This is a genomic window from Rhizobium sp. 01T437 (assembly GCF_056398505.1).
Map to the genome: position 1 here is coordinate 660,562 of NZ_JBFTPM010000001.1, position 13,038 is coordinate 673,599.

16 protein-coding genes are annotated in these 13,038 nt (G+C 59.8%); 9 read left to right on the top strand and 7 right to left on the bottom strand.

Annotated elements, in window-relative coordinates:
- Nucleotides 1-24 precede the first annotated feature (24 nt).
- Nucleotides 25-1,368 (top strand): DUF2778 domain-containing protein, encoded by a 1,344-nt coding sequence (locus tag AC1DM5_RS03385; RefSeq protein ID WP_477823835.1) that lies wholly within the window; start codon nucleotides 25-27, stop codon nucleotides 1,366-1,368.
- Here AC1DM5_RS03385 and AC1DM5_RS03390 read toward each other — a convergent pair.
- Nucleotides 1,365-2,216: a LysR substrate-binding domain-containing protein gene (locus AC1DM5_RS03390; RefSeq protein ID WP_477823836.1), complete on the bottom strand. Its 852-nt coding sequence runs from the start codon at nucleotides 2,214-2,216 to the stop codon at nucleotides 1,365-1,367. The two genes, AC1DM5_RS03385 and AC1DM5_RS03390, sit on opposite strands and share 4 nt — an antisense overlap.
- An 87-nt stretch (nucleotides 2,217-2,303) precedes the next feature.
- On the opposite strand from AC1DM5_RS03390, the gene AC1DM5_RS03395 reads away from it, so the two are divergent.
- Together AC1DM5_RS03395 and AC1DM5_RS03400 are read left to right on the top strand one after the other, a co-directional pair.
- Complete coding sequence (locus tag AC1DM5_RS03395) at nucleotides 2,304-3,005, top strand: haloacid dehalogenase type II (RefSeq protein WP_477823837.1); 702 nt, start codon at nucleotides 2,304-2,306, stop codon at nucleotides 3,003-3,005.
- 22 nt (nucleotides 3,006-3,027) lie between these two features.
- On the top strand, nucleotides 3,028-3,819 hold the full coding sequence (locus AC1DM5_RS03400) for an aldolase (RefSeq protein WP_477823838.1): 792 nt from the start codon (nucleotides 3,028-3,030) through the stop codon (nucleotides 3,817-3,819).
- Between the two features lie 7 nt (nucleotides 3,820-3,826).
- On the opposite strand, the gene AC1DM5_RS03405 is transcribed toward AC1DM5_RS03400, so the two are convergent.
- A complete protein-coding gene (locus AC1DM5_RS03405) occupies nucleotides 3,827-4,984 on the bottom strand; it encodes a pyridoxal phosphate-dependent aminotransferase (protein WP_477823839.1) in 1,158 nt (385 codons plus the stop codon).
- A gap of 206 nt (nucleotides 4,985-5,190) precedes the next feature.
- Between AC1DM5_RS03405 and AC1DM5_RS03410 the strand changes: the two genes are divergently transcribed.
- The 6 genes from AC1DM5_RS03410 to AC1DM5_RS03435 all read left to right on the top strand — a co-directional run bounded on the left by AC1DM5_RS03410 (nucleotide 5,191) and on the right by AC1DM5_RS03435 (nucleotide 10,116).
- On the top strand, nucleotides 5,191-5,949 hold the full coding sequence (locus AC1DM5_RS03410; protein WP_477823840.1) for a DsbA family protein: 759 nt from the start codon (nucleotides 5,191-5,193) through the stop codon (nucleotides 5,947-5,949).
- Nucleotides 5,950-6,193: 244 nt separating this feature from the next.
- The gene (aroQ, locus tag AC1DM5_RS03415; protein ID WP_007825196.1) at nucleotides 6,194-6,631 is read left to right on the top strand and encodes a type II 3-dehydroquinate dehydratase; all 438 of its coding nucleotides are present in this window, start codon (nucleotides 6,194-6,196) and stop codon (nucleotides 6,629-6,631) included.
- A 21-nt stretch (nucleotides 6,632-6,652) separates the two neighbouring features.
- Nucleotides 6,653-7,123: an acetyl-CoA carboxylase biotin carboxyl carrier protein gene (gene accB / locus AC1DM5_RS03420; protein ID WP_113322399.1), complete on the top strand. Its 471-nt coding sequence runs from the start codon at nucleotides 6,653-6,655 to the stop codon at nucleotides 7,121-7,123.
- A gap of 10 nt (nucleotides 7,124-7,133) precedes the next feature.
- Entirely contained in the window at nucleotides 7,134-8,474 is a 1,341-nt protein-coding gene (gene accC, locus AC1DM5_RS03425; protein WP_477823841.1) for an acetyl-CoA carboxylase biotin carboxylase subunit, read from the top strand.
- Between the two features lie 19 nt (nucleotides 8,475-8,493).
- Nucleotides 8,494-9,111 carry a leucyl/phenylalanyl-tRNA--protein transferase gene (gene aat / locus AC1DM5_RS03430; RefSeq protein WP_477823842.1) on the top strand — a complete coding sequence of 206 codons (618 nt, stop codon included), beginning with the start codon at nucleotides 8,494-8,496 and terminating at the stop codon, nucleotides 9,109-9,111.
- Between the two features lie 75 nt (nucleotides 9,112-9,186).
- The gene (locus AC1DM5_RS03435; RefSeq protein ID WP_477974580.1) at nucleotides 9,187-10,116 is read left to right on the top strand and encodes a DUF2167 domain-containing protein; all 930 of its coding nucleotides are present in this window, start codon (nucleotides 9,187-9,189) and stop codon (nucleotides 10,114-10,116) included.
- A gap of 81 nt (nucleotides 10,117-10,197) precedes the next feature.
- Here AC1DM5_RS03435 and AC1DM5_RS03440 read toward each other — a convergent pair whose 3' ends face one another.
- The 5 genes from AC1DM5_RS03440 to AC1DM5_RS03460 all read right to left on the bottom strand — a co-directional run.
- Complete coding sequence (locus tag AC1DM5_RS03440) at nucleotides 10,198-10,638, bottom strand: DUF2155 domain-containing protein (RefSeq protein WP_477823844.1); 441 nt, start codon at nucleotides 10,636-10,638, stop codon at nucleotides 10,198-10,200.
- A 117-nt stretch (nucleotides 10,639-10,755) separates the two neighbouring features.
- Nucleotides 10,756-11,151 (bottom strand): NADH:ubiquinone oxidoreductase subunit NDUFA12, encoded by a 396-nt coding sequence (locus tag AC1DM5_RS03445; RefSeq protein WP_183804871.1) that lies wholly within the window; start codon nucleotides 11,149-11,151, stop codon nucleotides 10,756-10,758.
- 102 nt (nucleotides 11,152-11,253) lie between these two features.
- Nucleotides 11,254-11,721: an N-acetyltransferase family protein gene (locus AC1DM5_RS03450; RefSeq protein WP_477823845.1), complete on the bottom strand. Its 468-nt coding sequence runs from the start codon at nucleotides 11,719-11,721 to the stop codon at nucleotides 11,254-11,256.
- Between the two features lies 1 nt (nucleotide 11,722).
- Nucleotides 11,723-12,229, bottom strand: a complete 507-nt coding sequence (locus AC1DM5_RS03455; protein ID WP_477823846.1) for an N-acetyltransferase family protein — start codon at nucleotides 12,227-12,229, stop codon at nucleotides 11,723-11,725.
- Between the two features lie 65 nt (nucleotides 12,230-12,294).
- On the bottom strand, nucleotides 12,295-13,038 hold a 744-nt coding region (locus AC1DM5_RS03460), incomplete at its 5' end, for an Asp-tRNA(Asn)/Glu-tRNA(Gln) amidotransferase subunit GatB (RefSeq protein WP_477974582.1).

The following is a 13,038-nucleotide window of genomic DNA, read 5'->3' on the forward strand; positions in this document are numbered from 1 at the left end:
CGCGTTTTGGAAGACGAGTAGAGTATGGCGTTTGCGATAGGGACGTTCAATAACGTCGCCCCTTTTGGCGGATCCGCTGTTCGTTCGGGCAGATCCCGTGGTTTACTCACCGGCATCGCAGTAGCCGGATTTTTGACCTCCACGTGGCTTATCGGCACGGTTGCGACAATGCAATCTGTATCGATGCCCTTCTCCTCACCGAAGGAGATCGCTCCGGTCACAGCAGCACCAAGGCCAACGCCTGTTGCCGTCACGCATGAGCGGCTTATCCATGTCAACAAGGCTTCGCGACTCGCAGCATTCGATGCCAAGCCGGTCATGCCGTTGACGGCTCAGATTATCCAGTCTCACGCCGAGAAGACCTCGGCGGCATCGAGCGCAAAGCTCGCACTCGCCAAGACCAATCGCCTCCCCATTGCCGTCGCGGAACTTCAGCCGGTGGCCGTCTCCGACAATCCGCGCTTCAACAAGGAAGACACCGTCAAGGCGGTGGCAGCCGTCGCCCAAACCGCCGCCACGCCTGCCGAGGATGACGCCGACCGGATCATTATCCCGTCGAAGGAGGCAGTCGCTGCGGCCGAAATGCCAGCTATGCTCGCTCTAGCCGACGCCGGCCCGCGCGTCATGCCCGCTCCCGTCGAGCTGCCGCCGGCGACCCCAGCTGCTGCTCTCGCCGCCAACAAGCCGGCCGAGATGGAGGTTGCCGAGGCGGACGATGGTGCGCGGCCTTTCGACCTGGTTCTCGCCCCAGATGAGGATTCCGTACCGCTGCCGATGGCGCGGCCCGATGGCCTCGTCGGTAAGCCGGCGCCTGCCTCCAAGGGTTCGCAGCGTACTGCCGAGCCTGTGCTTGCCTATGCCAAGCCGAACTCGCCGATCGAAGATGATCAAGACGATGCGGTGCCGCGCTATGACAAGCCGGTCTTTACGCCGCGCTTGCGCGCCGGTGTGGCGATCTACGACATTGAAAACGCTACCGTCTACCTGCCGAACGGCGAGCGGCTGGAGGCCCATTCCGGTCTCGGCAAGATGCGTGACAACCCGCGTTATATTGATCAGAAAATGCGCGGACCGACGCCGCCGCACACCTATAACCTGACGATGCGCGAAGCCCTGTTCCATGGTGTGGCAGCCATTCGCCTGACGCCGGTGCAGGGTTCGGATGCGATCTTCAACCGTGTCGGTCTGCTGGCGCACACCTATATGCTCGGCAAGAACGGCGATTCCAACGGCTGCATTTCCTTCAAGGATTACAAGCGTTTCCTAGCCGCCTACCAACGTGGAGACATCAGGCAGCTCGTTGTCGTGCCGCGGATGAACAACAAGCCGGCTTCGACGCTCGCTTCGCTCTTCTCCTCGCGCACCTAAAGATTGGCCGCGAGGAAATCGGCGAGCGACCGGCTCTCCACTGAGAGACGCGTCTTTCCTCTCACGAGCGCAAGTTCGGATGCCGGCTGCGGATCGAACCCGTCTGCCGCTCCAAGCTGGCGATGTTCAGGCAAGACGGCATCCGACGGCAGCAGGCTGATGCCGAGGCCAGAGGCGACAGCCGCCTGTACTCCCATCAAACCCTGGCTCGTATAGGCGATGCGCCAGCGCCTTCCGCTGCGCTCGATGAAGCGGATCGCCCTCTCTCTGTAGATGCAGCCGACCGGAAAAACTGCAAGCGGGACAGGCTCGTCCCGAACCAGTCGGCGCGTGCTCTCGACCCAGACCAGTTCCTCCTTCCAACTCGCCAGACAGGCACCATCACCGGGTTCCCGCTTGATCAGTGCCAGATCGATTTCACCCGTATCGAGAAGGCGGCGAAGCTCGACGCTCCAGCCGCTGACGGTGTCGAGCCTTATATGCGGTGAGGCAGCGGAAAAACCGGAGAGAAGATCGATGAGCCTGCGGCCGGCAAAATCCTCGGGAACGCCGAGCCTGACGGTCTTGGGCGCAGCGGGCTTGCGCATGACGTCCATTGCCTCTTCTGCCGTCGCCAGCAAGCGTCGGGCATAACTCAAGAGAATTTCGCCCTCCTCCGTTGTCTGGATGCCGCCCGTCGACTTGTCGCGCAGAAGCAGGGTGTGGCCGATATTGGCCTCGAGCTTTTTGATCTGCTGGCTGATGGTGGACTGAGTAAGGTGAACACGCTCAGCCGCCCGCGTGAAACCGCCGGCATCGACGACCGCCGCGAAGGTTCGGAGAAGATCGAGGTCGAAGGCGAAGCTCATTCGATTTTCCACTGCTGGTAATTATCACATTTAATTTCTCAATGATGCTGTTCTTTGTCAACATGAGGCAAATCATGGAGATGAGAGATGACCCTTCCCGGAAACCGACCAACCTGGCTGACCTTTGATTGCTACGGTACGCTGATTCAATGGGATGAAGGCCTGCTTGCCGCTATGGACACGATCCTGTCGGCCAAAGGCCGCGATATCGACCAGGCTGCCTTCATTGCCGTCTATGACCGGTACGAGCATGAACTGGAACAACAAAAGCCGCACCGATCCTTCAGCCAAGTCACGGCTCTCGCATTGGAGCTAGCCATGAAGGAGTTCGGCCTGCCATTCGACACCGCCGATGCCGATCTGCTGACATCCTCTATCGGCCGGATGCCGCCATTCCCGGAAGTGGTAGAAACGTTCGGCAAGCTGAAAGCTGCCGGTTTCCGGCTTGCCATTATTTCCAATACGGACGACGCGATCATTGCCGGCAATGTCGCGCAGCTCGGTGGTTTCGTTGACCGGGTGATCACGGCGGAGCAGGCGGAAGCCTACAAGCCCTCGCCGCAAATCTTCCAGCATGCCTGGAAAACGCTCGGCATCGGCATGGATGATCTCGTGCATATCTGCGCCAGCCCGCACCTTGACCTTGCCGCCGCACGAGAACTCGGTTTTCGTGCGATCTGGGTCGATCGTGGCACGGGACGGAAACCGCTCAGCGACTACCGCCCCAACGAGATCGTGCCGACGCTCGACAAGGTACCCGGTCTTTTTGCCGCAAACAGCTGGATGTAATTGACGCGATAGGAGACAAGACATGGCCCATGAACTGAACCTGGCGAAGGCACATCCGGCGATATTGCGCAATCTGCCGCTCGATGCCGACGAGATCTGGCAGGCGCGTGTCGATCTGGCGGCGTGCCTTCGAATGGCCGCGCGGCTCGGGCTTGAGGAAGGCATCTGCAACCATTTCTCGGCCGTCGTGCCCGGCCATCCCGATCTCTTTCTCGTCAACAGGCTCGGCTGGGCCTTTCAGGAGGCGACTGCCTCATCACTGCTGATCTGCGATTTTGAAGGCAACGTCATTGCCGGCGACGGCGTGCCTGAAGCAACTGCCTTCTTCATCCATGCCCGCCTGCACAAGATGTCGCCGCGCGTCGGTGCGGCCTTCCACACGCATATGCCGAATGCGACAGCGCTCAGCATGGTCGAGGGCGATCCCTTCATCTGGGCCGGACAGACCGCACTGAAATTCTATGGCCGCGTCGCCGTCGACGAGAACTATAACGGACTGGCGCTCGATGAACGTGAGGGCGACAGGATCGCCGCCGTGCTCGACGACAAGGACATCCTGTTCATGAAGAACCATGGCGTCATGGTCTGCGCGCCAAACATCGCCGAAGCCTGGGACGATCTCTACTATCTGGAGCGCGCCGCAGAGGTTCAGCTCAAGGCGATGAGCACCGGACGCCGGCTGGTGCCGGTATCCGAAGAGATTGCTGAACAGGCGGCAAAGCAGATGCGCGAAGGCGATCCGGAAAGTGCACGCCTGCATCTCGAAAGCGTCAGGCGTGTTCTCGACCGGCAGGCGCCCGAATATCGGACCTAGGCCTCGCCTATTTCAGCCATACGCCGATGCGCTCTACCGCCTCGGCGATCTCGGCTTCTGAACCGGCGTAGGACATGCGAAGCGTACGCGGTCCTTCTACCGGATCGAAATCGAGGCCGGGTGTCGCGGCGACATTGATTTCTGCCAGCATGCGGCGCGCGAAATCCATGCTGTCATTGGTGAAGCGCGATACGTCGACATAGGCGTAGAAGGCGCCGTCCATGGGCGACGCCGGCGCAAGGCCGATCTTCGGCAGCCGGTCGAGCAGCAGTTCGCGATTGGCGGCATAACTTGCCTTGACGCGATCCAGTTCCTCGCTGGCGCCGAGCGCTGCGGTGGCTGCGATCTGCGAAAGCTCCGGCGGCGAAATATAGAGGCTCTGGGCGACGCGCTCGATCGGGCGCACCAGCCGCTCAGGCAGCACCATCCAGCCGATGCGCCAGCCGGTCATGCAATAATATTTAGAGAAGGAGTTGATGACGATCGCCTCGTCCGTCAGCTCCAGCGCGGTCGTCTCTTCGCCTGCGAAGGTGAGGCCGTGATAAATCTCGTCGGAGATGAAGGCGATGTCATTGGCATCGCAATAGGCGGCAAGCGCCTTCAGGCCTTCGCGGCCGGTCACCGTACCGGTCGGATTTGCGGGGCTTGCAAGTAGCACGCCCTTCAGCTTCACGCCCTTTTCCTTCTGGATCGCTTCCAGGCTTTCGGGCGTCAGCGTGAAATGCGTTTCTGATGTGACGGGCACTTCGACCACATTGAGGCCGAGGGCGCCGAGGATGTTGCGATAGGCAGGATAGCCCGGCCGGGCAATGGCAACCGCATCGCCGGCATCAAAAAGCGACAGGAAGGCGAGATTGAAGGCCGCCGACGAGCCGGTTGTGATGGCGATGCGGACGGGATCGATCTCGAGACCGTGGCGATCGCGATAGTGCCAGGCGAGCGCATGTTTCAGCCGTGCTGTGCCGAGCGCATCCGTATAGCCGATGCGCCCTTCGGCAAGCGCTGCGCGGGCGGCCTCAAGGGCTGTCTGGGGTGCGGGATGCGAGGGCTGGCCGACAGCCATGGAAATGACAGGGTGACCGCCTGCCCGTCTCTTCGTCGCTTCGGCCAGAACATCCATGGCGTGGAATGGTTCGACTTCGCTGCGTTTCGATATGGAAAACACGATCACTTCCTGCCTGGCTTCAGATAAAGGCCAGACAATTGCCGCAATAATCGGCTCATCACAATCCCGCGAGGGCTTGGATCGGAGGAAAATTCCTGTTTGATGGCGGCCCGACGCGCCGTAATTTGATGCGGACGCATCCAAGCCCATTAACCCGGCGATGGTATTTTTCGTTCGAAAACCCATCAGCCGACGACGAGGATACCATGGCCTTCTTCTCCAAAACGCTCACCGCGCTGGCGCTTGCAGCCTCCATCGCCCTTCCGGCTCAGGCATTTGCATTCGACGACCAGCAGAAGAAGGAACTGGGTGAATTCATCAAGCAGTATCTGATCGAAAACCCGGAGATCATGCTCGAGGTGCAGGACGCGCTGCAGAAAAAGCAGCAGATGGCCCAGCAGGTGAAGGCCACCATGGCCATCGAGAACAATACCGACGGCATCTTCGATTCCAAGAATGACGTCACACTCGGCAACCCTAAGGGCGATGTCACCGTCGTCGAGTTCTTCGACTATAACTGCACCTATTGCCGTCACGCCCTGCCCGACATGCAGGCGCTCCTGAAGAAGGACAAGAATGTCCGCTTCGTGCTGAAGGAGTTCCCGATTCTCGGACCGGATTCGGTCGCGGCACATCGCGTGGCGGATGCCTTCCGCCGGCTTGCGCCTGAAAAGTACAGCGATTTCCACGTCGCGCTGCTTGGCAGCGATGGCCGCGCCTCCGAGGACACCGCAATCCAGGTCGCCTCCTCTCTCGGCGTCAGCGAAGACAAGATCCGCGCGGAGATGAAAAAGAGCCCGAACGATGACATCGTGCAGGCGACCTATCAGCTCGCCGCCAATCTCGGCATCAGCGGTACACCGTCTTATGTGATCGGCAACGAAATGGTGCCCGGCGCCGTCGGCATCGACGATCTTGAAGCCAAGGTGAAGAACATGCGGGCCTGCGGCAAGACGAGCTGCTGAACCCGCACTCATCAAATCGCCTAAATCGAAGCGTTTCAGCCATGTGGACAAACATGGCGCGACGTCCCCTGTCGATTCTGTAAGGGCTTTCAATAAGCCCGCGTGGAGTCTATAGGTGGCGCTCGCGCATTCCCGTGCCTTTGCTGCCGATAGGCTGGCACAGGACGCGATGAATATAGTGAACCGCGTAGCGGTCGCTTGATCCCGAGAGGATCAAGAGCCGGTGCGCCAAACGGAACATTCGATGACGCAAACGATTTTTGTCCTGAACGGGCCCAACCTGAATATGCTGGGCAAGCGAGAACCTGGCATCTATGGCGGCAAGACGCTCAAGGACATAGAGGCGGACTGCAAGGCTGCGGGCCGCGAACTCGGCTTCGACATCGACTTCCGCCAAAGCAATCACGAAGGCACGCTGGTGGACTGGTTCCACGAAGCGGATGAAAAGGCCGTCGGCGTTGCCATCAATGCGGGCGCCTATACGCATACGTCGGTCGCGCTGCATGATGCGATCCGTGCCATTTCCATTCCCGTCATCGAGCTCCACATATCCAACGTGCATGCGCGGGAAGAATTCCGCCACAAGTCGATGATCGCACCCGCATGCAAGGGCGTGATCTGCGGCTTCGGGCCTCACAGCTACATCCTGGCGCTGCACGCGCTGAAGAACATCACGGCATAAGAAGAAGACAGGGCAACACTCATGGCTGAAAAGAAATCCGGTATCGATCAGGCACTGATCCGCGATCTCGCCAACATCCTCAAGGACACGGATCTGACCGAGATCGAAGTCGAACAGGAAGATCTGCGTATCCGCGTTTCGCGCGCAGGCACGCCCCAGTACATCCAGGCACCGATCGCAGGCCCTGCCTATGCGGCGCCTGCAGCGATCGCAGCAGCCCCGGCCGCCGCCGCTCCGGTAGCAGCCGGCCGTAACCCGGCCAATACGGTCAACGCGCCGATGGTCGGCACGGTCTATATGGCTCCGGCACCGGGGGCGCGCGCGTTCATCGAAGTTGGCGCCACCGTCAAGGAAGGCCAGACGCTCCTCATCATCGAAGCGATGAAGACGATGAACCAGATCCCCTCGCCGAAGTCCGGCAAGGTCACGGAAATCCTTGTCGAAGACGGTTCGCCCGTCGAATACGGCCAGCTGCTCGTCGTCGTCGAATAAGGCTTTGCCAATGATTTCGAAGATCCTCATAGCCAATCGCGGCGAGATCGCCCTTCGCGTGCTGCGCGCCTGCAAGGAGCTCGGCATTGCAAGTGTTGCCGTGCATTCGACGGCCGATGCCGACGCCATGCATGTGCGCCTTGCCGATGAGAGTGTGTGCATCGGCCCGCCGCCGTCGCGCGAAAGCTATCTCAATATTCATCAGATCGTCGCAGCCTGCGAAATCACCGGCGCTGACGCCGTGCATCCGGGTTACGGCTTCCTGTCGGAAAACGCCAAGTTCGCCGATATCCTCGAAGCGCACGGCATCACCTTTATCGGCCCGACGGCGGAACATATCCGCATCATGGGCGACAAGATCACCGCCAAGACCACGGCCCAGGAACTCGGCATCCCGGTCGTTCCCGGCTCCGATGGCGAAGTGAAGACCGAAGAGGATGCACTGAAGACGGCAGCCGAAATCGGCTATCCGGTGCTGATCAAGGCAACGGCCGGCGGCGGCGGACGCGGCATGAAGGTCGCCAAGACCGAGGCCGATCTGATCGAGGCATGGTCGACGGCCCGCACCGAAGCAGCCGCTGCTTTCGGCAACGACGCCGTCTACATGGAAAAGTATCTCGAAAAGCCGCGCCACATCGAAATTCAGGTGTTCGGCGATGGCGAGGGCAATGCGATCCATCTTGGCGAACGCGACTGCTCGCTGCAGCGCCGTCACCAGAAGGTCTGGGAAGAAGCCAATTCTCCAGCTCTCAATGTCGAACAGCGGATGAAGATCGGCCAGACCTGCGCCGACGCCATGATGAAGCTGAAATATCGCGGCGCCGGCACGATCGAATTCCTCTACGAAAACGGCGAGTTCTATTTCATCGAAATGAACACCCGCCTGCAGGTGGAGCACCCGGTTACCGAAGCCATCACCGGCATCGACCTCGTGCATGAGCAGATCCGCGTTGCCTCCGGCGGCGGGCTCTCGGTCACGCAGGATGAAGTACACTTCCACGGCCACGCCATCGAATGCCGCATCAATGCCGAGGACGCACGCACCTTCGTGCCCTCGCCCGGCACGATTACGCATTTCCATGCACCGGGTGGACTTGGCGTGCGCATCGATTCCGGCGCCTATCAGGGCTACAAGATCCCGCCTTACTACGACAGCCTCATCGGCAAGCTGATCGTTCACGGCCGTACGCGCGTCGAATGCATGATGCGCCTGCGCCGTGCGCTCGATGAATTTGTCGTTGACGGAATCAAGACGACGCTGCCACTGTTCCAGGATCTCGTTTCCAACCAGGATATCGCCAACGGCGATTATGATATCCATTGGCTGGAAAAGTATCTCGCCAACGGCTGATCGGCAGCACAGGACAGGAATGGCAGGAGCGCGCAGGAAATCACCAGGTATTACCCCGGAAATCCTCCTGCGCGCCTATTCGATTGGCCTTTTTCCGATGGCCGAGTCCGCCGACGATCCGGAGATATTCTGGGTCGAGCCTGATGTCCGCGGCGTCCTCCCGCTGGACGATCGTTTTCACGTTTCCAAAAGTCTTCGAAAGACGGTCCGGCAGAAGCAATTCGACATTCGCTTCAACAGCGACTTCGATGCTGTGATTACCGCCTGTGCAAGCGAGACATCCGATCGCCCGAGCACCTGGATCAACGAGACCATCAGGACACTCTATTCGGCCCTGCACCGTATGGGTCATGCGCATTCCGTCGAAGCCTGGGATGACGGTAAACTCGTCGGTGGGCTCTATGGTGTGTCGCTCGGCTCCGCCTTCTTCGGCGAAAGCATGTTTTCGCGGCGGACCGACGCTTCCAAAATCTGTCTCGTGCATCTCGTCGAGCACCTGCGGCGGCAGCATTTCACACTGCTCGACACGCAGTTTACGACAGAGCACCTAAAGACATTCGGAGCGCTCGACGTGCCTAAGGCGGACTATGCACTGATGCTTGCCGCCGCGATGGAATCGCCACACCTAAAGTTTTAAGGTTGAATTTTTCATCCTAGCGTTGATTTCTTGGCCGATTTTATTAGGCTTGGAATCAAACCGGAGGATAGAATTTTGAAGCTATATTTTGCGGCCGCAATGCTGTTTGCCCTGGCTGCCGGAGCGGCCGATGCCCGCCCCTATCAGGAAATGTTTCCGAACAGAACGGACTTTTCCGATGAAGAAAAGCCGCTTCTGGAGAAGCTCGACTTCCAGCAAGGCGCGATCAAGCTGCCGGCTGCAAAGGCGACGCTGAACGTACCCGACGGGTTTTATTATCTCAGCCCTGAGGATACGAAAACCGTGCTCGTCGATATCTGGGGCAATCCTCCCGCTGCGGCTACAGGAACGCTCGGAATGATATTCCCGGTCCAGTATACGCCGGTGGATGCCGGATCCTGGGGCTCGATCGTCGAGTACAAGGCGGATGGTTATGTTTCGGATGCGGATGCAGAGACCACGGACTATGGTGAACTGCTGCAGAACATCAAGGATTCTATCAGCGAGAACAATGAGGAGCGCCAGAAACAGGGATTTCCGAGGATCACTCTGATCGGCTGGGCTTCCACCCCGCACTACGACAAGCCCGCGCATGCGCTGCACTGGGCACGCGATCTGCTGTTCGGTGACGACATGAAGGCAGACCACACGCTGAACTATTCCGTCCGCGTGCTCGGGCGTGAAGGTGTCCTGGAGTTTGATTTCATCGCCGGCCTTGCCCAGCTGAAAGAAATCGAGGCGGCTATCCCGACGGTCACCAAGCTCGTGCAGTTCGATAAGGGGAAGAACTACAGCGACTACGTGGATGGCGACAAGATCGCTGCCTACGGGATGGCGGGCATGATCGCTGCCGGCGCAGGCGCCAAGGTGGCCGCGAAGGTCGGATTGCTGGCCATCGCCGCCGTCTTTCTCAAGAAGGCCTGGATTCTGGTATTTGTGGTGTTTGGCGGGGCGGTCAGCTTTGTGAAGAGGCTCTTCACAGGAAAGAAAACGCCCAACGCATAGCGACCGTCTGGGGGCGAGTCTTATCGACAGCTCTTGTGTAAGACACCTGCGTAGCGGTCATCTTGCTGCAAGCGTCCGCTTTTACTTTGCGCCGGCGCTGTCCGGAGGCGGCACGTCCGAGTTCTGTTTGCAGTCCTTCAGCCAGACGTCGTAGATCGGATGCTCGACGGCGTTGAGGCCGGGGCTGTCGGCAAACATCCAGCCGGTGAAGATGCGGCGGATCTTGCGGTCCAGCGTGATCTCGTCGACTTCGACGAAACCGTCGATCTTCTGGGCTTCCGACTGATCGCGCGAATAGCAGGCTTTCGGCGTCACTTGCAGGGCGCCGAACTGGACCGTTTCGTTGACATAGACGTCGAAAGTGGTGATGCGGCCGGTGATCTTGTCGAGGCCGGAGAAAACGGCGACCGGGTTGTCGATACGGGCAGCCTGTGCCTGATTTGAAAGAAGCCCGGTGGAAAGCGCCAACAGCGATACAGCTCCCGCAGCCGGCAGGACCGTGTTTCGCAGGGAAAGCTTCATATCTACCCGTCTCCAGCACATATCAGGTTCATGGCCGCAGCGATTGCGGCCAACCTGCGGGTAAAGGTCAATTGTGGCCAAAGCGCGGGGCAGGACCCGCCATCAGATGCTCGACGCTCAGTTGCCCGGCGTCCATGCGTCGTAGTCGCCAGTCACGCGCGGACGTTCGCCGGCAACCGAGAGCGAACCCGGCGGACGGTAAGCCTGCGGCGAACCCGTGGGGTTGGCGCGGTGCGGCTTCTGCCATTCCTTGGCGACGTAGTTTTCCTTGGACGGCGGAACGTCGGTTCGGTGATGCATCCAGCCGTGCCAGCCCGGAGGAATGGCGGAAGCTTCCGCATAACCCTTGTAGATCACCCAGCGCTTCGGCAGGCCGTAGGAGGAAAGACCGCCTTCGTAATAGACATTGCCCAACTCATCTTCACCAACGCGCTTGAAGCCGCGAAGGGCGAACAGCGTGCCGAAAGTGTAATTGTTCCACCAGGTGAAGGTGTGCAGCAGGAACTTGATCATGTCTTTTCCTCGTGGCCGCAGGACGCGGACGAAAGCAGATAGGCTTTTTCGCTTATGCCGCCGCCAAGCTGAATTGTCCAGCGATTCCCGCCGAAACTGCGGTCATTTCAGAGCCATCTTGAAACCGAGATGCGACGGCTTGAAGCCCAGTCTTTCATAGAAACGATGGGCATCCTTGCGCACCGCATTCGATGTCAGCTGGACGAGCCGCACGCCGCGACCTTTCGCCTCGGCAATGGCAAATTCGATCATCCGCGCGCCGATCCCCTGCCCGCGCAGGTCGGCGCGCGTCTGCACCGCCTCAATGATCATGGCGGATGAGCCGCGTGCGTTGAGCGAGGTGGTGATTATCGTCTGAAAGGTGCCGACGACGTCAGCGTCCCGTTCGGCAACATAAAGCGTCTGGTTGGGAGACGCCGCGATCCCCGCAAAGGCGCGGGCGTAATCCGGATAGGCCTCCGGATCACTCGTATCCCCATGGCCGCCGAGCGGATCGGCAGCAAACATGGCGACCAAAGCCGGCAGATCGGCTTCACGTGCTTCGCGGATGATAATGTCGCCTGATGCCATATCAGTGGAGCTCGAGCGCCTTCTCCAAAACCAGCGTCGGAATGCCGGACAGGCCGGGGCCACTGTTCTCATTGCGTCCGGCTTCGACGAAACCGAGCCGCGTATAGAAATGGATGGCTTCGTGGTTCTGAACCTCGACTTCCAGCCGCATGATTTCCGCGTCCGGGAAGCAGGTTTCCAGCTCCGCGAAGATATCGCGGCCGATCCCCTGGCGCTGCAGATCCGGCTTTACATAGAGGAGATGCAGCATGACGGTCTTCGTCATCTCGGATGACATGGCCGCATAACCCATGCCGCCGATGTCTCGGCCGTCATCGGCGACGAGAAATTCGGCACTCTTCTTCGTCAGCCGCGCCTTCAGCGCAGCCAGCGAAAAGAGATGAGCGATCAATTCGTTGACCTTTGCAACGCCATGGCTCGTATCATAAGCCGCATGGAAGCTCTCGACCAACAGGGCGCGGACCTTCTCCAGATCGCGCTCGCCAGCCGTTCGGACGAAATAAACCAAGACCTTCTCCTCGCGGTATCGGCCTTCCGAACACCGCTCCACGCTGTTCGGCTAAGGCCGTTGGCTTATTCTTCCTCGATGCCGAGCTTAGCCTTGACGAGGGCCTGAACGGCCTGCGGATTGGCTTTGCCACCAGTCGCCTTCATGACCTGACCGACGAACCAGCCGGCAAGCGTCGGCTTGGCCTTGACCTTGGCGACCTGATCCGGATTGGCGGCGATGATCTCATCGACGGCCTTCTCGATGGCGCCGGTATCCGTCACCTGCTTGAGGCCGCGGCTTTCGACGATCTCGGCGGGATCGCCGCCTTCGTTGAGGATGATTTCGAAAACATCCTTGGCGATCTTGCCGGAGATGGTCTCGGCCTTGATGAGGTCGATGATGGCGCCGAGCTGGGCCGGAGAAACGGGCGTTTCCTCGATATCCTTGCCGGTGCGGTTGAGCGCGCCGAGCAGATCGTTGATGACCCAGTTGGCCGCTGCCTTGCCGTCGCGGCCTTCGGCAACGGCTTCGAAATAATCGGCGATCGCCTTTTCCGAGACGAGCACGGAGGCATCGTAGATAGAGAGACCGAGTTCGCGGACGAAACGCTCTTTCTTGTCGTCGGGCAGTTCCGGCAGGTACTGAGCAAGATCACTGACAAAGGCGTCGTCGAATTCAAGCGGCAGCAGATCCGGATCGGGGAAATAGCGATAGTCATGCGCATCCTCCTTGGTGCGCATGGACCGCGTCTCGCCCTTGTTCGGGTCGAAGAGACGGGTTTCCTGATCGATGGTGCCGCCATCCTCCAGGATACCGATCTGGCGGCG